At 62.8% G+C, this 14896-nt stretch carries 19 protein-coding genes and 4 tRNA genes; 18 read left to right on the top strand and 5 right to left on the bottom strand.

Going from position 1 to position 14896, the window contains the following annotated elements:
• Positions 1 to 125 precede the first annotated feature (125 nt).
• The 13 genes from GHK24_RS03610 (at position 126) to kdpE (ending at position 10958) form a co-directional block, all read left to right on the top strand.
• Positions 126 to 201: transfer RNA gene (locus GHK24_RS03610), tRNA-Gly, on the top strand.
• A 63-nt stretch (positions 202 to 264) separates the two neighbouring features.
• Positions 265 to 338, top strand: a tRNA-Cys gene (locus GHK24_RS03605).
• 37 nt (positions 339 to 375) lie between these two features.
• Positions 376 to 451, top strand: a tRNA-Gly gene (locus tag GHK24_RS03600).
• A gap of 163 nt (positions 452 to 614) precedes the next feature.
• A tRNA-Leu gene (locus GHK24_RS03595) sits at positions 615 to 701 on the top strand.
• Between the two features lie 269 nt (positions 702 to 970).
• Entirely contained in the window at positions 971 to 1063 is a 93-nt protein-coding gene (locus tag GHK24_RS03590; RefSeq protein ID WP_153469197.1) for a potassium-transporting ATPase subunit F, read from the top strand.
• Positions 1060 to 2838 (top strand): potassium-transporting ATPase subunit KdpA, encoded by a 1779-nt coding sequence (gene kdpA, locus GHK24_RS03585; RefSeq protein ID WP_153469194.1) that lies wholly within the window; start codon positions 1060 to 1062, stop codon positions 2836 to 2838. The genes GHK24_RS03590 and kdpA overlap by 4 nt, the downstream gene beginning before the upstream one ends.
• Before the next feature lie 16 nt (positions 2839 to 2854).
• Positions 2855 to 4921, top strand: a complete 2067-nt coding sequence (gene kdpB, locus GHK24_RS03580; protein WP_153469191.1) for a potassium-transporting ATPase subunit KdpB — start codon at positions 2855 to 2857, stop codon at positions 4919 to 4921.
• 14 nt (positions 4922 to 4935) lie between these two features.
• A complete protein-coding gene (gene kdpC, locus GHK24_RS03575; RefSeq protein WP_153469188.1) occupies positions 4936 to 5520 on the top strand; it encodes a potassium-transporting ATPase subunit KdpC in 585 nt (194 codons plus the stop codon).
• A 19-nt stretch (positions 5521 to 5539) separates the two neighbouring features.
• Positions 5540 to 6358: a TorF family putative porin gene (locus GHK24_RS03570; protein WP_153469185.1), complete on the top strand. Its 819-nt coding sequence runs from the start codon at positions 5540 to 5542 to the stop codon at positions 6356 to 6358.
• A gap of 12 nt (positions 6359 to 6370) precedes the next feature.
• Positions 6371 to 6937 carry a PTS sugar transporter subunit IIA gene (locus GHK24_RS03565; RefSeq protein WP_228384525.1) on the top strand — a complete coding sequence of 189 codons (567 nt, stop codon included), beginning with the start codon at positions 6371 to 6373 and terminating at the stop codon, positions 6935 to 6937.
• 18 nt (positions 6938 to 6955) lie between these two features.
• Positions 6956 to 7255, top strand: coding sequence for a hypothetical protein (locus GHK24_RS03560; RefSeq protein ID WP_153469182.1), 300 nt, complete (start codon positions 6956 to 6958; stop codon positions 7253 to 7255).
• 272 nt (positions 7256 to 7527) lie between these two features.
• Positions 7528 to 10245 carry a two-component system sensor histidine kinase KdpD gene (gene kdpD / locus GHK24_RS03555; RefSeq protein ID WP_153469179.1) on the top strand — a complete coding sequence of 906 codons (2718 nt, stop codon included), beginning with the start codon at positions 7528 to 7530 and terminating at the stop codon, positions 10243 to 10245.
• Positions 10245 to 10958 (top strand): two-component system response regulator KdpE, encoded by a 714-nt coding sequence (gene kdpE / locus GHK24_RS03550; protein ID WP_153469175.1) that lies wholly within the window; start codon positions 10245 to 10247, stop codon positions 10956 to 10958. Before kdpD ends, kdpE begins: the two co-directional genes overlap by 1 nt.
• Here the strand turns inward: kdpE and GHK24_RS03545 are convergent.
• From GHK24_RS03545 to GHK24_RS03535, 3 genes are read right to left on the bottom strand one after another with little or no spacing between them, the layout of a single operon-like run.
• Positions 10930 to 11373 (bottom strand): YeeE/YedE family protein, encoded by a 444-nt coding sequence (locus tag GHK24_RS03545; RefSeq protein WP_153469172.1) that lies wholly within the window; start codon positions 11371 to 11373, stop codon positions 10930 to 10932. The genes kdpE and GHK24_RS03545 overlap by 29 nt on opposite strands.
• A gap of 11 nt (positions 11374 to 11384) precedes the next feature.
• A complete protein-coding gene (locus GHK24_RS03540) occupies positions 11385 to 11819 on the bottom strand; it encodes a YeeE/YedE family protein (protein ID WP_194286367.1) in 435 nt (144 codons plus the stop codon).
• On the bottom strand, positions 11809 to 12144 hold the full coding sequence (locus GHK24_RS03535) for an ArsR/SmtB family transcription factor (RefSeq protein WP_153469166.1): 336 nt from the start codon (positions 12142 to 12144) through the stop codon (positions 11809 to 11811). Before GHK24_RS03535 ends, GHK24_RS03540 begins: the two co-directional genes overlap by 11 nt.
• Positions 12145 to 12324: 180 nt before the next feature.
• Here GHK24_RS03535 and GHK24_RS03530 point away from each other — a divergent pair, with 180 nt between their 5' ends.
• A complete protein-coding gene (locus GHK24_RS03530) occupies positions 12325 to 12699 on the top strand; it encodes a carboxymuconolactone decarboxylase family protein (RefSeq protein ID WP_153469163.1) in 375 nt (124 codons plus the stop codon).
• 133 nt (positions 12700 to 12832) lie between these two features.
• Here GHK24_RS03530 and GHK24_RS03525 read toward each other — a convergent pair whose 3' ends face one another.
• On the bottom strand, positions 12833 to 13333 hold the full coding sequence (locus tag GHK24_RS03525) for a CIA30 family protein (RefSeq protein ID WP_153469160.1): 501 nt from the start codon (positions 13331 to 13333) through the stop codon (positions 12833 to 12835).
• A 144-nt stretch (positions 13334 to 13477) separates the two neighbouring features.
• Positions 13478 to 13846, bottom strand: coding sequence for a DUF3693 domain-containing protein (locus GHK24_RS03520; RefSeq protein WP_194286366.1), 369 nt, complete (start codon positions 13844 to 13846; stop codon positions 13478 to 13480).
• A gap of 214 nt (positions 13847 to 14060) precedes the next feature.
• On the opposite strand from GHK24_RS03520, the gene GHK24_RS03515 reads away from it, so the two are divergent.
• Genes GHK24_RS03515 through GHK24_RS03500 form a run of 4 tightly spaced genes read left to right on the top strand, consistent with a single transcriptional unit; the run spans position 14061 to position 14867 of the window.
• The gene (locus GHK24_RS03515) at positions 14061 to 14222 is read left to right on the top strand and encodes a hypothetical protein (protein ID WP_153469154.1); all 162 of its coding nucleotides are present in this window, start codon (positions 14061 to 14063) and stop codon (positions 14220 to 14222) included.
• On the top strand, positions 14219 to 14500 hold the full coding sequence (locus GHK24_RS03510; RefSeq protein ID WP_153469151.1) for a hypothetical protein: 282 nt from the start codon (positions 14219 to 14221) through the stop codon (positions 14498 to 14500). The genes GHK24_RS03515 and GHK24_RS03510 overlap by 4 nt, the downstream gene beginning before the upstream one ends.
• Positions 14497 to 14721 (top strand): hypothetical protein, encoded by a 225-nt coding sequence (locus GHK24_RS03505; RefSeq protein WP_153469148.1) that lies wholly within the window; start codon positions 14497 to 14499, stop codon positions 14719 to 14721. Before GHK24_RS03510 ends, GHK24_RS03505 begins: the two co-directional genes overlap by 4 nt.
• Positions 14718 to 14867, top strand: coding sequence for a hypothetical protein (locus GHK24_RS03500; RefSeq protein WP_153469145.1), 150 nt, complete (start codon positions 14718 to 14720; stop codon positions 14865 to 14867). The genes GHK24_RS03505 and GHK24_RS03500 overlap by 4 nt, the downstream gene beginning before the upstream one ends.
• Positions 14868 to 14896 lie beyond the last annotated feature (29 nt).

Below are 14896 nucleotides of genomic sequence, written 5' to 3'. Positions count from 1 at the left end.
GCAGCCAGTGAGAGCATGCCGCTCGGCGGGCGCTGCATTCACGAAACCGCAATTTTTCCTCGGATAAACGTCGCATCATCGCTTGACAGGGGAAAAACAGACTTTATAATGCGCACTCGTTTCACGCGGCAGTAGCTCAGTTGGTAGAGCGCAACCTTGCCAAGGTTGAGGTCGAGAGTTCGAGACTCTTCTGCCGCTCCAGATTTCAAAAAAAAAGCATTTTTGCTTTTTTGTGCAGTTGCAAGTCCCGCGCCGAGCGGGCAGGGCGCGATAGCAAAGCGGTTATGCACCGGATTGCAAATCCGTGTAGGTCGGTTCGACTCCGGCTCGCGCCTCCAGGTAGAAATGGTTTACGTAGGTTTTACGTAGGTTTTTGCGGCAGTAGCTCAGTTGGTAGAGCGCAACCTTGCCAAGGTTGAGGTCGAGAGTTCGAGACTCTTCTGCCGCTCCATTAAAAAAGGGGAAAGCGCGATGCGTTTTCCCCTTTTCCGTTAACGAGTTAATTTCGTTATCGAAGCGCATCAGCCAGCAGGCTAGAATGCGCCAGCATGTGGTCGCTGCTAATGGGTTTATCCACGCCGTTTTTTCTCCGCTGTCTTTCCCCTGCTCGCGGCGCCCGGATGGTGAAATCGGTAGACACAAGAGACTTAAAATCTCTCGGCTGAAAGGCTGTGCGGGTTCGATTCCCGCTCCGGGCACCATACCTGTTTTTCGCGAAACCTCGCAATAACGCCGTATCCAGCAGCTACCCGTTGTCGATGGCGCCTGGCTTCGACGACCGGTTTTACGGTTTTTTTATATTGCCGCCGCAGGTTTTACCAGAAATTGCATAGCTGATTTCCTAGCATAACCGTGTTGTTTCACCTTCACGGAGTATGTTTATGGATATCGCCTTTCTGGCAGGCTTCGGGGTCTGTTTTGTCCTGATGCTTGGCTTCGCCGCCGGTTGTGACCGGCTGGGAGGCAAAAAATGACCGGCCTCTACGCCCTCGGTGGTTTCGCTGCCGCCACGCTGCTGGTCTATCTGCTTGCTGCGCTGCTGTGGCCGGAGGATTTCTCATGAGCAATCATGCCTGGATCCTCCTCGGCCTCTTTCTGCTGGTTCTCTTCGTCGCGGCAAAGCCCCTGGGCACCTACATCGCCTACGTGATGGAAGGGCGCTTCCGCGCCGGTGGCAAGATCGAAGGGCCGCTCTACCGCGTGTGCGGCATCCGCCACGATGAAGAAATGGGCTGGCTGGCGTACGCCTTTGCGCTGCTGCTCTTCAACCTCCTGGGTTTGCTGGCCGTCTATGGCCTGCAACGCCTGCAGGTGTATCTGCCGCTCAATCCGCAAGGCTTCCCCAACGTCAGCCCGGATTCGTCGTTCAACACCGCCATCAGCTTTGTTGCCAACACCAACTGGCAGGGCTATGGCGGCGAATCGACGATGAGCTACCTGACGCAGATGCTGGGGCTGACAGTGCAGAATTTCCTCTCCGCGGCCACCGGCATCGTCGTCGTCATTGCCCTGATTCGCGGTTTTGCCCGTCATTCGGTCAAGACGGTGGGCAATGCCTGGGTCGATCTGACGCGTGTGACGCTGTACGTGCTGCTGCCGCTTTCCTTCATCTGTGCGGTTCTCCTGTGCAGTCAGGGCGTGATTCAGAATTTCGACGCCTACAAGGACGTGATGACGCTCGACGTGACGCACTACGACGCGCCGCGCCTCGGTGCGGACGGGCAGGCGCTGAAAGATGCTCTCGGCGCCGTACTGACCGATCCGGCGCAAACGCAGACGCAAACGCTGGCCATGGGGCCGGTGGCGTCGCAGGAAGCGATCAAGATGCTCGGCACCAACGGTGGCGGCTTCTTCAACGCGAACTCGGCGCACCCCTACGAAAACCCGACGCCGTTCTCGAATTTCATCGAGATGCTGGCGATCTTCCTGATCCCCTGCGCGCTCTGTTTCGCTTTCGGCAAGATGGTGGGTGACCGTCGTCAGGGCTGGGCGATCCTCGCCGCGATGACCGTGCTCTTCGTCGCTCTCGCTGGTGCTGCCATGACGTTCGAGCAGCAGCCCAACCCGCTGCTGACGCCATTGGGCGTCGATGCCAGCGGCGGCTCGATGGAAGGCAAGGAAACCCGCTTTGGCATCGCCGACTCCGGCCTCTTCGCCGCTGTGACGACCTCGGCCTCGTGTGGCGCCGTCAATTCGATGCACGATTCATATTCGCCACTGGGTGGCATGGTGCCGCTCGTCGCCATGCAACTGGGCGAAGTCGTCTTCGGCGGCACGGGGACCGGACTCTACGGCATGCTCGCCTTCGCCATCCTGGCGGTGTTTGTCGCGGGACTGATGGTCGGACGCACGCCTGAGTACCTCGGCAAGAAGATCGAAGCGCACGAGATGAAGATGACGTCGCTGGCGATCCTCGTCACGCCGCTGCTGGTGCTGATCGGTACCGCCATCTCCGTCATGCTCGCCGACGGCCGCGCCGGTGTCGCCAATCCTGGCGCCCATGGCTTCTCGGAAATCCTCTACGCCTTTACCTCGGCGGCCAACAACAACGGCAGCGCCTTCGCCGGCCTGTCGGCCAACACGCCGTACTACAACGTGATGCTTGGCCTCGCCATGTGGTTCGGTCGCTTCGGCGTGATCGTGCCGGTGCTGGCGATGGCCGGCTCGCTGGCGGCGAAGAAACGGATTGGCGTCGGTGTCGGCACCTTGCCGACGCACGGCCCGCTGTTTGTCGTGCTGCTCATCGGCACGGTACTGCTGGTCGGGCTGCTCAACTATGTTCCGGCCTTGGCGCTCGGGCCGGTGATCGAGCATCTGCTGCTCTGGTCCGGTCAGTGAGCGAGGAGAATCAGACATGACACGCAAGACTTTTTCCCTGCTCGACCCGGCTTTGGTGGTGGAAGCTGCCGCCAACGCCTTCAAGAAGCTCAACCCCGCCGTGCAATGGCGCAACCCGGTGATGTTCGTCGTCTATGTCGGCAGCGTGCTGACAACGATCCTCGGCATTCAGGCGCTGGGCGGTGAAGGCGAGGCGCCGGCCGGCTTCATCCTCTCCATCGCCGTCTGGCTCTGGTTTACGGTGCTTTTCGCCAACTTCGCCGAAGCCCTCGCCGAAGGCCGCAGCAAGGCACAAGCCGCTTCGCTGCGCGGCCTGAAGAAGGAAACCTGGGCGCGGCGTCTTGCCGAACCGCGCTTCGGCGCGCCCTGGCAGATGATGCAGGCCAATGATCTGCGTCGCGGCGACGTGATCCTCGTTCAGGCGCAGGACGTCATCCCCGCCGACGGCGAGGTGATCGAAGGCGTTGCCTCGGTCGACGAGTCGGCGATCACGGGCGAATCGGCACCGGTGATCCGCGAATCGGGCGGCGACTTCTCGGCGGTGACGGGCGGCACGCGCGTGCTCTCCGACTGGATCGTTGTTCGCGTCACCGTCAATCCTGGAGAGACCTTCGTCGACCGCATGATCGCCATGGTCGAAAACGCCAAGCGGCAGAAAACGCCGAACGAAGTGGCGCTGACCATCCTGCTGGTCGCGCTGTCGATCGTCTTCCTCGGCGTGACTGCGACCCTGCTGCCGTACTCGTTGTTCAGTGTCGACGTCGCCGGGAGCGGCACGCCGATCAGCCTCACGGTGCTCGTCGCCTTGCTCGTCTGCCTGATCCCGACGACCATCGCCGGTTTGCTCTCGGCCATCGGCGTCGCCGGCATGAGCCGCATGATGCAGGCGAACGTGATCGCCACCTCGGGGCGCGCTGTTGAAGCCGCCGGCGACGTCGACGTACTGCTGCTCGACAAGACCGGCACGATCACGCTCGGCAACCGCCAGGCCGCGGCCTTCCTGCCCGCCGAAGGCGTCTCCGAAGCCGATCTGGCCGACGCCGCGCAGCTCGCCTCGCTCGCCGACGAAACGCCCGAAGGCCGCAGCATCGTCGTTCTCGCCAAGCAACGCTTCCAGCTGCGCGAACGCGACATCGCCGGGCTTGACGCGCGCTTCGTGCATTTCTCGGCGCAGACGCGCATGAGCGGCGTCGATCTCGCTGAACGCGAAATCCGCAAGGGCGCCGCCGACGCCATCCGCCGTCATGTCGAGGGGCTGGGCGCGAGCTTCCCGCGTTCGGTGGTCGAGCAGGTCGAGGCCGTCGCCCGGCTGGGGAGCACGCCGCTGGTGGTCGCCGACGGCACGCGCGTTCTCGGCGTGATCGAGCTGAAGGACATCGTCAAGGGCGGCATCAAGGAGCGCTTCGCCGACCTGCGCAAGATGGGCATCAAGACGATCATGGTCACTGGCGACAACCGGCTGACGGCCGCCGCCATCGCCGCCGAAGCCGGTGTCGACGACTTCCTCGCCGAAGCGACGCCGGAAGCCAAGCTGGCGCTGATCCGGCAGTACCAGGCCGAAGGTCGGCTGGTGGCGATGACCGGCGACGGCACCAACGACGCACCGGCGCTGGCGCAGGCCGACGTCGCCGTGGCCATGAACACCGGCACGCAGGCGGCGAAAGAGGCCGGCAACATGGTTGACCTCGACTCCAACCCGACCAAGCTGATCGAGGTCGTCGAAACCGGCAAGCAGATGCTGATGACGCGCGGCTCGCTGACCACCTTCAGCATCGCCAACGATATCGCCAAGTACTTCGCGATCATCCCGGCGGCCTTCGTCGGCACCTACCCGGCGCTGTCGGCGCTGAACATCATGCAGCTGGACAGCCCGTCCTCGGCCATCCTGTCGGCGGTGATTTTCAACGCGCTGATCATCGTTTTCCTGATTCCGCTGGCGCTGAAAGGCATTCGCTACCGTGCCCTCGGCGCGGCCGCCATTCTCCGCCAGAACCTCGCCATTTATGGCCTTGGCGGCATCGTCGTGCCCTTCGTCGGCATCAAGCTGATCGATATGGGCATCGCGGCTAGCGGGCTCGTCTGAGAAAGGAACGTCACATGAAAAACGCTTTGCAACATCTGCTGCGTCCGGGCGTCAGCCTGTTCATCCTGCTGACGCTGGTCACCGGCGCCTTCTACCCCCTGGCGGTGACGAGTGTCGTCAGCCAGCTTTTTCCCGAAGAAGCCTCCGGCAGCCTGGTGAGCCGCGACGGTACGGAGATCGGTTCGCGCCTGATCGGCCAGAACTTCAGCGACCCGCGCTATTTCTGGGGGCGTCCGTCGGCGACGGCGCCGCAGCCGAATAACGCCACGGCTTCCGGCGGCTCGAATCTCGGGCCGTTGAATCCGGCGCTGGTCGACGCGGTGCAGGGCAGGGTAGCGGCGCTCAAAGCCGCCGACCCGGAGAACGACCGCCCGATCCCCGTCGATCTCGTCACGGCTTCCGGCAGCGGCCTCGATCCGCACATCAGCCCCGCCGCCGCCGACTGGCAGGTTCAGCGCGTCGCCAAGGCGCGCGGACTGACGGTCGAGCGTGTCCGCGCCCTCGTTGAAAAGAATACCGAAGGACGTCAATGGGGCGTCTTCGGCGAGCCGCGCGTCAATGTGCTGGCTCTCAATCTGGCCCTCGATGCCACCCGTTAATTCACAGGAATCCTTGCTCATGCTTTCTACGCGTCGACTTCTCTCCTCCGCCGTCCTTCTGGCAACCGCCGCCCTCAGCAGCCCGTGTGTTCTGGCGCAGAGCGCTCCCGCCGCCGACAACACGCTGACCGGCAATCTCGGCCTCTTTTCCAACTACCGCTTCCGCGGCATCGATCAGACCTTCGGCAAGCCGGCCCTACAAGGCGGCTTCGACTACACGCACGCCAGCGGTGTATACCTCGGCAACTGGAACTCCAACGTCAGCTCCGGCGCCGGCTACCCCGGCGGCAACCTGGAAATGGACTTCTACGGCGGCATCAAACATAGCGTCGGCGATGTTCTCTTCGACGTCGGCGCCATCTATTACGCCTATCCCGGTACCGATGCGACATTGACAAATAACTCGAAGAAAAACAGCGGATCGATTGATAACAAAGAGCTTTACATCGGCGCAAGCTGGCAGATGCTGGCCCTGAAGTATTCCTACGCGATCGACGACTACTTCTCAACGCCGGACACGCGCGGCACCTCGTATCTCGACGCGTCGACGACGATCGATCTCGGCGAAGGCTGGAGCCTGAACGGCCACGTCGGCCGTCTGCACGCCCGGAATCTTAATGACGGCAGCTATACCGACTGGAAGCTCGGCGCCAGCAAGGAGATCGACGGCTGGGTCGTCGGTGCGGCCTATGTCGACACCAATGCCAAGGGCGATTGCGGGCGCAGTCAGCCTTACTGCTTCTCGAACTCGATGAATAACCAGGGCGCGCAGAACGGCAGCCAGACGCGCGATGCGGGTCGGGCGACCGTCGTCTTCTCGCTCGGCAAGAGCTTCTAGCGAGTCGCCGCCATGACCGTTCGTCACCCCTTGATGGAGTGGTCGACTCCGCTGCGCCGCCTGCTGATGGCGGCGCCGGAGCGGATGCTGGCGCCGGCCATGGCGAGTACACTGGCCGAGCACCTGACGGTCGGCGATGTCCTGCTCGACCTCGCCGCCGCCAGCCGGGACGATCTGTTCGCGGCTGTAGGCCAGCACATGGCGCACACCTACGGCGTCTCAGCCGATGGCGTTGCCCACGGTTTACGGCGCCGCGAGCGGATCGGCTCGAGCGCGCTCGGGCATGGCGTCGCCATACCCTGCGCGCGCGTGCAGGACGCTGAGCGGATGTATGTGCTTTTCATCCGGCTGGCGGCGCCGATTCCTTTCGATGCGCCGGATGGCTTGCCCGTCTCCGAACTGCTGGTCTTGCTGGTGCCCAAGCAGGCGACGGAAAAGCACCTGCATCTTTTTGCCGAGGCAACGCAGTTGTTCGCCGATCAACGACTTCGCCAGCGACTGCGCCTATGCTGTGACGCTACGCAAGTCGCACAATTGCTCCGGGAGGGCGCGCACCGCGGGTGCGCGAACCTTGCCTGAGCAACCAGAGGAGTACGCATGCAAACGGACCTATGTGTCGGGATTGCCGCCCGACACGATGTACTGGAAATCGCCGCGCTTTCACCAGACGGCTCGATGACGCAAACGAGTTTCCCGGCGAGCCGGCTCGGTTTGACGGCACTCAAGCTCTTTCTCGCCGCCTACGGGCCCTCGGCGCGTCTGGCGGTGAGCGGCGTGGCCGCTCCCAGTCTGGCGCTGGCGCTGGAGAATGAATCGGGAAGCGCGACCTTCATCGTCTCCTCTTCAATTGCCCCGCAAGCCAAGGCGCTCGCGCGCTATGCCGAACACACCGCCTAGGGCGCCTGATGTGCTGCACTGTTGCCCGGTCTGCGAGCGGTGGCACGCGATCCCGGCGATTCTGCATCGTCTGTCTTATGGCCGCGCACAGCCGTGCTCGCCGCGCTGCAAGGCACGCTTTCCCGAACTGGCACGCGCCCGTGTGCTGGCGGAGATGGCGGCGGCGCGCGCCCGTCTTGGTCCGGACGAGGCGGCGAACGATGCCGTAATGCCGACCCAACCTGACACCTTCCGCACGTCAAAGATCTGACGCGCTTTGCCGGATTTTTTCGATGCCCGACCTGCGAGATACGCAACGCCCCGATCCTGACCAGCTGCTGGCGCGCGTCCAGCAGGAGGAAAGCCGCGCCCGGCGCGGCAAACTGAAGATATTTTTTGGCGCCTCGGCTGGCGTCGGCAAGACCTACGCCATGCTCAGCGCGGCCCGCCAGCAGCAGGCGCAAGGCGTCGATGTGCTCATCGGCGTCATCGAGACACATGGCCGCCGCGACACCGAGGCGATGGCCGAGGGCGTCGAACGTTTGCCCTTGCGCGAGATCGCCTACCGCGAACGCAACCTGAGCGAATTCGACCTCGATGGCGCGCTGGCGCGCATGCCGCAGTTGATCCTGATGGATGAACTGGCGCATTCGAACGCGCCCGGATCGCGTCATCCCAAGCGCTGGCTCGATGTTGACGAACTGCTTGCGGCCGGCATCGACGTCTACACGACGGTCAACGTCCAGCACCTCGAAACGCTCAACGATGTCGTCAGCGGGATCACCGGCATCCGCGTCTGGGAAACGGTGCCCGACAAGGTGTTTGATGCTGCCGACGAGGTCGTGCTGGTCGATCTGACGCCCGACGAACTCTTGCAGCGCCTGAAGGACGGCAAGGTCTATCTGCCCAACCAGGCCGAGCGCGCCGTGCGCAATTTCTTCCGCAAGGGCAACCTGATCGCCCTGCGCGAACTGGCTTTGCGCCGCACAGCCGACCGCGTCGACGACGAAATGCAGCAGTACCGGCGCGAAAAATTCGTCTCCTCGGTATGGCAGACGCGCGATTCCCTGCTCGCCTGCATCGGGCCGGGCGAGGGCAGCGAAAAACTGGTTCGCAGCACGGCGCGTATCGCTGCCCGCCTCGAAGTGCCCTGGCACGCGGTTTACGTCGAGACCACCGATCTGCAACGTCTGCCGGAACGCAACCGTCACCGCATACTGCGTAATCTCAAGCTTGCCGAAGACCTCGGCGCGCAGACGGCGACGCTCTCCGGCAACAGCGCGGAGGAGTTGGTCGTCAAATATGCCCGCGACCACAACCTCGCCAAGATCGTCGTCTGCCGTACCGGCGGCAACTGGCGTCCGTGGCGGCGATCCTTCGCCGAGCGCGTCGGCCGCATCGCCGGTGATCTCGATATCATCGAAGTCGCCAGCAGCGAAGGCGACGAAGAGCGCACGCGCTTCGAGCGGCAGACCGTCAGCGAAAAATCGACGACGCCGTGGACCTCCTATGCCATGGCAGCCGTCGCCTGCGCGTTGGCCGGGCTGGCCGGGGCTGTGCTCTTTCCGATTTTCGACCTCGCCAACATTGTCATGCTGTTTTTGCTGGCGGTGGTGCTGGTCAGCGTGCGGTATGGCCGGGGGCCATCGGTACTGGCGTCCTTCCTGTCGGTGGCGATTTTCGACTTCTTTTTCGTGCCGCCGCGCATCTCCTTTGCGGTCACCGACGTTCAGTACCTGATGACTTTCCTCGTCATGCTGGTGGTCGGCTTGATTACCGGTCAGCTGACGGCAGGCTACAAATACCAGGCCAACGTGGCGACTCGCCGCGAACAGCGCGTGCGCGCGCTCTACGAAATGTCGCGCGACCTCTCGGCGGCGCTGATGCCGGAGCAGATCGCCGAAATCGGCGAGCGTTTCATCGTCGCCGAATTCGGCGCGAAGGCGGCCTTCCTCCTTGCCGACGACAACGATCACCTGCAAGCTCCGCTGCCCTCGCTCAACGGCCTGCCGATCGTCGATCGCGAGATCGCCCAGTGGGCCTTCGATCATGGCGAAGTCGCAGGGCAGGGCACGGATACGCTCGCCGCCACGCCGGGGTTTTATCTGCCGCTGAAAGCGCCGATGCGCCTGCGCGGCGTGCTCGCCCTCGAACTGCGCAGTGTCGACCGCCTGCTGATCCCGGAGCAGCGGCGTTTGCTCGATACCTTTGCCTCGCTCATCGCCATTGCGCTCGAACGCGTGCACTACGTCGAAGTGGCGCGCAACAGCACCGTCCAGATGGAATCGGAGCGCCTGCGCAATTCGCTGCTGTCGGCGATTTCGCACGACTTGCGCACGCCGATGAGCGTCCTCGTCGGGCTGGCAGATTCGCTCCTGCTGACGCGTCCGGCACCGAGTGGTGCACAGGCCGAGATCGCGCAGTCGCTGAAAGAGGAAGCCTTGCGCGTCAGTGGTCAGGTCAATAACCTCCTCGACATGGCGCGCCTGCAGGCCGGCCGGGTGACGCTGAACCGCCAGTGGCAGCCGCTCGACGAAGTGGTCGTCAGCGCGCTGCGCATCATCGAACGTGGCATCGGTCGGCACCCCATTCAGGTGGCGCTCGACGCCGACCTGCCCCTGCTGGAGATCGATTTCGTCCTGATGGAACGCGTGTTCTGCAATCTTCTCGAAAACGCCGCGAAATATACGCCGGCGGGAACGCCGATCTGCATTGGCGCCGAGCTTTCCGAGCGTAAGGTGCATGTCTGGGTGGAAGACAGCGGTCCCGGCATCCCGCCGGGTAAGGAAGAGTTGATTTTCCGCAAATTCGAGCGCGGGCAGGCCGAAAGCTCGACCTGTGGCGTCGGCCTCGGGTTGGCGATCTGTCGCGCCATCATCGAAGCGCACGGCGGCGAGATTCACGCCCACAACCGCCCGCAAGGCGGCGCGCGCTTCGAGTTTTCGCTACCGCGCGGCAATCCTCCGGATTTCGCCGCCGCCGAACTGACGGATAACGCGGAGGGGCATTAATGGCCGATAACAAGCCGGTGATCATCGTCGTCGAAGACGAGGCCCACATCCGCCGCTTCGTTCGTCTGGCGCTCGAAGACGAGCAATGGCAGGTGTTCGAGGCGGACTCGGTGAAACGCGGGCTGATCGAAGCCGGTACGCGCCAGCCCGATCTGATCGTCCTCGATCTGGGCTTGCCGGACGGCGACGGGATCGATTTCATTCGCGACTTCCGCGCCTGGTCGGAAATTCCGGTCATCGTCCTGTCGGCGCGCACGGCAGAGGCCGACAAGGTGGCGGCGCTCGATGCCGGCGCGGACGATTATCTGATGAAGCCATTTGGCGTCGCTGAACTGCTGGCGCGCGTCCGGGCGCACTTGCGACGGCGCGCACGCGGCAGCGCTGGCGGAGCGAGTGTCTATGAGTTCGGCAAGCTGCGAATCGATCTGGGAAAGCGCCTGATCGAAAAAGAAGGGCAGCCGATTCACCTGACGCCGATCGAATTCCGGCTACTGGCTTATCTCATTGCCAACCCCGATTCGGTGCTGACGCACCGGCAGTTGCTGAAGGCCGTGTGGGGGCCGTCGCACGTCGAAGACAGCCACTATGTGCGCGTATACATGGGATTTTTACGCAAGAAGATCGAGGACGATCCGACGCGCCCGCGCCACATTTTCACCGAGTCCGGCGTGGGCTACCGCTTCGTCAGCGACTCGTCGGCGGCGACGGCTTAGCCGCGCGCGCACGCTCAATTACTTCGAACAAGGCCATGCCGGCGAGCATGGCAAGTACGAAGAGCAGCCCCTGCGGCAGCCCTAGCCCGATGGAGAGAAGTCCGGGGCCGGGGCAGAAGCCGGCGATTCCCCAGCCAATCCCAAAGAGCGCGCTGCCGAGAAGCAAGCGGCGGTCAATCTGCTGCCGTCTCGGCAGGCTCATCGCTTCGCCGAGCCAGCTTTTTGTCCGCGTACGGGCAAAGCGAAAAGGCAAGAAAGCGACGGCAATGGCGCCGATCATGACCAGCATCAGCGACGGGTCCCAGGCGCCGGCAACGTCAAGAAAGCCAAGCACCTTGGCCGGATTGGCCATGCCCGACAGCAGTAATCCCGCGCCGAAAATCAGGCCCGATAGCAGGGCGTTCAGTAGTGGCATGGCCGTGCGTCTCATGCGAACAAGAAATAGCGGGTGATCCCTACGGTCAACACCCCGCTCGCCATGAAGACGAGCGTTGCCACCAGCGAGCGTTTCGACAGGCGCGCCAAGCCGCAAACGCCATGGCCGCTGGTGCAGCCAGAGGCATAGCGCGTTCCGAGGCCGACAAGCAGGCCGGCGATAAGCAACGCCGGGGCGCCGGCTTCGACATGCACGACCGGCCGCGGCGCCAGCAGGGGCCACAGCAACGGCGCGGCGATGAGGCCGCTAACGAAGGCGACGCGCCAGGCGATTTCTCCCGTCGCCGGCCGCAGCAAGGCGCCCAGAATGCCGCTGATGCCGGCTATGCGGCCGTTACCAAGCAGCAGCAAGGCAGTGCCGAGACCAATCAGCGTCCCGCCGGCGAGGGCAGATAAAGGGGTGAAAGCGGCCCAGTCAATCGCCATCAGACTCGCTCCGTGGGCAATAGAGGCGGTAGAGCAGGGCGAGGATCTCCAGCATCGCCGGCTCGGCGACGCTGTAGTAGATGTTTTTCCCCTGCCGGCGGGTGGCGACCACTCCTTCGCTACGCAAGACGCCCAACTGCTGCGAGAGAGTCGGCTGGCGAATGCCTAGCTGTTCTTCGAGCTCACTGACGCAGCGCTCGCCCTGCGAAAGCTGGCAGAGCAGCAAGAGCCGATCCTCGTTCGCCAGGATTTTCAACACTCCGACAGTTCGCGTCGCCGCGCCCCGGAGTTCTTCAACGTCGACCATCGTCGCTGAGGTGTCCATGTTCTTAGCCGTTTGAGGTTGACAACAATATATATATTTATATATTGTTTGCAAGTGGATTGTTTGATTCTAGCGCGCTTCGCTCGTCAGCGCTCTTACGACAAGCGATGTTCCGGACAAACACATCTTCGCGGTGTGCAGAACGCGCCGCCGACACACCCTCACCACGAAAGGAACATCATGAGCACCGCCACCACCAGCTACCGCGACCTGACGCAATCGGTATCGAAGCAACTCGCGCACCTTCGCGTCGATATTCCCGACGTTATGAAGGGCTTCTCCGAACTCGCCCGCGCCGCCTCCCGCGACGGCGCGCTCGATAAAAAAACCAAGGAACTGATCGCGCTGGCGCTTGGCGTGGGCGCGCGATGTGATGCCTGTATCGGCTTTCATACCCAAGCCTTGGTCAAACTGGGGGCGACGCGTGCGGAAGTCGAGGAGTGTCTGGGAATGACCGTCTACATGGGGGGCGGCCCTTCGATGATGTACTCCGCCAACGCTCTGGCGGCCTTTGAAGAGTTTTCGGCGATCGAAGCGGCTCGTCTTACGGCCTGAGTCCGAGACGGTTACGCGTGCAACCCGGTATCGAGCGCCGGGTTGCATGTGCCTCTCACGCTACGCGCATCGCTCGCCTCTCAAAAGCCAGCGGGGAGGAGGGCGCAAATCGCCAATCCTTGGCTGCGCTGGCTCAAACAGCCTCCACGCGAAGCAACTCCAGCCGAAACGGCCCGCCTTGGCGCAGTTCGGTCATCAGCCCAAGGCGCCGGATCGCCGAGCAATCAAGGCGCGGAGCATCGATTAGCGTTCGGCCACGCCGACGGGCGACGAAACCGCTAAACGGCAAGTCAATGCACTGCCAATCGCCGGGGAACGCGGCAAACATGCTCTGGTGCTGCACGCTGTCAAAAGCCGCGTCATCGCTCAAGGACAATTTGTAAGTCCGCCCATCGCCACGCGCCGTAAGGCGGAGCGCACGGTACTCGCGCAAGTCCCACGACACATCCGGGCTACGCACCGAGGCGAAACCGCCGTTGTTGGCCAGCGATACAACTCCGGTGAATACGGCGCAGGCAGCACCGCTCAGCTCCTGCGGTAGCCAGACGCTCTGCGAGACGCCCCCCATGACACGATCGCCAATCGCCTGCCAGTCGCCACTTGCCTGCGCATCGGAGAAGTCGATCAGGAGCATCTGCGTTTTTCCAAGAGTGAAGCGCTGATTATCGTTCAGGCTCGTCCGCTGTGTTGTCACTTGTCGCTCGAGAGCGATGTTGTGGAGAAGGGGCTTGATGCTAACGATCAAGGCGCATGCGTTTATTCTGTCACGCTTATAAGTTTACATAATACAAAAAGTCTCGGAAGCCTGAGTTTGAGAGGCTTGAGCGGGCGAGGGCGATCCACCAAGACCAACGCCAAGCAGGACAAGGGCAGCAGCGCCGCCGAGACGCTCAAGAATGGCCTTCCAAGTGGCCCGTTCTTCCTCGTTTTTTGCTGCCACGGCGTGCTTCAGAGCGATCAGTTTTGCTGGGTCTAAATCAAGAATCTCGGCGACCTGAAAAGCGGCTAAATCGTCAAGGTTTGCCCGACCTTTTCGATAGTTACAAACGCGGGACGTTGACCAACCCATCTTCTTCGCGATGGCATAGTCAGACCTCGCACCAAGCTTGATCTTTAGTGCCTCAATAACATCAGCAGTTGTTTCCATGAACGTCTCCCCAGACTGAATGGACATGCAGAGGATATGCGCTAGGTAAAGAGCGCTGCAATAACGTAGCGCTCTTGCATGGTTTGGCAGCGTTGCGCTATAAGTCGCGTCGCCAGTCCCAAGCGCGCCCACTTTCTGTCTCCCCAGCACAGTAGCGAGGGCCGGGACTGGCACCTACCGAAACGCTGGGGCCATCGTCTGGGGAGACAACGCAATGGAAACAGATCGTAAAGGGTCAGCCGCCGCCGCAATCCGCGCCGCGCAGAACCTGAAGCGCTGGGGCTGGTTCGCCACCCTGCGCTATTGCGCCAAGAACCGCGTCTCGGCCGAGCTGTTCGCCACCGCTCAAGACTTCGAAGCGAGGCGGAAATCATGAGCGCCAGCGGAAAACAGCCGGCTTTCCCGTGCGAAGTCATCCAGATAAGGCACGTCGAACGCAGAGGGGCTATCTGCTCAAGCGGGCAGGAAGAATTCACCGTCAAGCATCCAGGCATGACGCTGCGCGACTACTTCGCCGGCAAGGCGTTGCAGGGCTATCTGGCGAGCCTTGCGCCCGATTTTGAGCCGGGAGAATTCGCCAGCGCCATCGCTCGCGAATGCTACGCGCTCGCCGAAGCCATGATCGAAGCGCGCGAGGAAGGCGGTGCCTCATGATGCCCGACATCCGCTTCCGCGACCTGTGGGAGCAAGCGACCGGCGCACAGGTGCGCGTCGTCTTGCTCAACGCCGCCGGCCTCGACATCGATCTCGTTTTCTGCCGCTGGTACGAACTGAGCCACCTCGAGCGCCAGGCGATTCAGGCGCGCACGCTCGAACTGCAGGCGTACCTGAACCGGCTACTGCCGGAAAAGCAGCAGATCGGGTTGGCGGCATGATGAGCCATCCACGCATGCTGCCCATTCAGCGGGCCATCTTCTCCGCCGAGATTCGCCGCCGCCGGCTGCAGTTCGCCGGTCTCGTCGCGTCCGTAGGCGCTGCCGCTACCGGCTTCGCGCTGGTACTTTGGACGGTGCTGGCATGATGGTCGCTGTCCTCTTCGCTCGCCGCGAC

The organism is Rhodocyclus gracilis, assembly GCF_009617575.1.
In the GTDB taxonomy this organism is placed as follows: domain Bacteria; phylum Pseudomonadota; class Gammaproteobacteria; order Burkholderiales; family Rhodocyclaceae; genus Rhodocyclus; species Rhodocyclus gracilis.
The sequence above is the reverse complement of the archived record's forward strand: the minus strand, read 5'-3'. Positions and strand labels throughout refer to the sequence as shown.

Coding starts and splice junctions, on each gene's coding strand:
- kdpA (WP_153469194.1), top strand. CDS start 1,060: ATGAGCAATCATGCCTGGATCCTCCTCGGCCTCTTTCTGCTGGTTCTC.
- GHK24_RS03520 (WP_194286366.1), bottom strand. CDS start 13,846: ATGGAAACAACTGCTGATGTTATTGAGGCACTAAAGATCAAGCTTGGT.
- GHK24_RS03500 (WP_153469145.1), top strand. CDS start 14,718: ATGATGAGCCATCCACGCATGCTGCCCATTCAGCGGGCCATCTTCTCC.
- GHK24_RS03545 (WP_153469172.1), bottom strand. CDS start 11,373: ATGCCACTACTGAACGCCCTGCTATCGGGCCTGATTTTCGGCGCGGGA.
- kdpD (WP_153469179.1), top strand. CDS start 7,528: ATGCCCGACCTGCGAGATACGCAACGCCCCGATCCTGACCAGCTGCTG.
- GHK24_RS03540 (WP_194286367.1), bottom strand. CDS start 11,819: ATGGCGATTGACTGGGCCGCTTTCACCCCTTTATCTGCCCTCGCCGGC.
- GHK24_RS03530 (WP_153469163.1), top strand. CDS start 12,325: ATGAGCACCGCCACCACCAGCTACCGCGACCTGACGCAATCGGTATCG.
- GHK24_RS03565 (WP_228384525.1), top strand. CDS start 6,371: ATGACCGTTCGTCACCCCTTGATGGAGTGGTCGACTCCGCTGCGCCGC.
- GHK24_RS03505 (WP_153469148.1), top strand. CDS start 14,497: ATGATGCCCGACATCCGCTTCCGCGACCTGTGGGAGCAAGCGACCGGC.
- kdpB (WP_153469191.1), top strand. CDS start 2,855: ATGACACGCAAGACTTTTTCCCTGCTCGACCCGGCTTTGGTGGTGGAA.
- GHK24_RS03560 (WP_153469182.1), top strand. CDS start 6,956: ATGCAAACGGACCTATGTGTCGGGATTGCCGCCCGACACGATGTACTG.
- kdpE (WP_153469175.1), top strand. CDS start 10,245: ATGGCCGATAACAAGCCGGTGATCATCGTCGTCGAAGACGAGGCCCAC.
- GHK24_RS03590 (WP_153469197.1), top strand. CDS start 971: ATGACCGGCCTCTACGCCCTCGGTGGTTTCGCTGCCGCCACGCTGCTG.
- GHK24_RS03515 (WP_153469154.1), top strand. CDS start 14,061: ATGGAAACAGATCGTAAAGGGTCAGCCGCCGCCGCAATCCGCGCCGCG.
- GHK24_RS03570 (WP_153469185.1), top strand. CDS start 5,540: ATGCTTTCTACGCGTCGACTTCTCTCCTCCGCCGTCCTTCTGGCAACC.
- GHK24_RS03510 (WP_153469151.1), top strand. CDS start 14,219: ATGAGCGCCAGCGGAAAACAGCCGGCTTTCCCGTGCGAAGTCATCCAG.
- GHK24_RS03535 (WP_153469166.1), bottom strand. CDS start 12,144: ATGGACACCTCAGCGACGATGGTCGACGTTGAAGAACTCCGGGGCGCG.
- kdpC (WP_153469188.1), top strand. CDS start 4,936: ATGAAAAACGCTTTGCAACATCTGCTGCGTCCGGGCGTCAGCCTGTTC.
- GHK24_RS03525 (WP_153469160.1), bottom strand. CDS start 13,333: ATGCTCCTGATCGACTTCTCCGATGCGCAGGCAAGTGGCGACTGGCAG.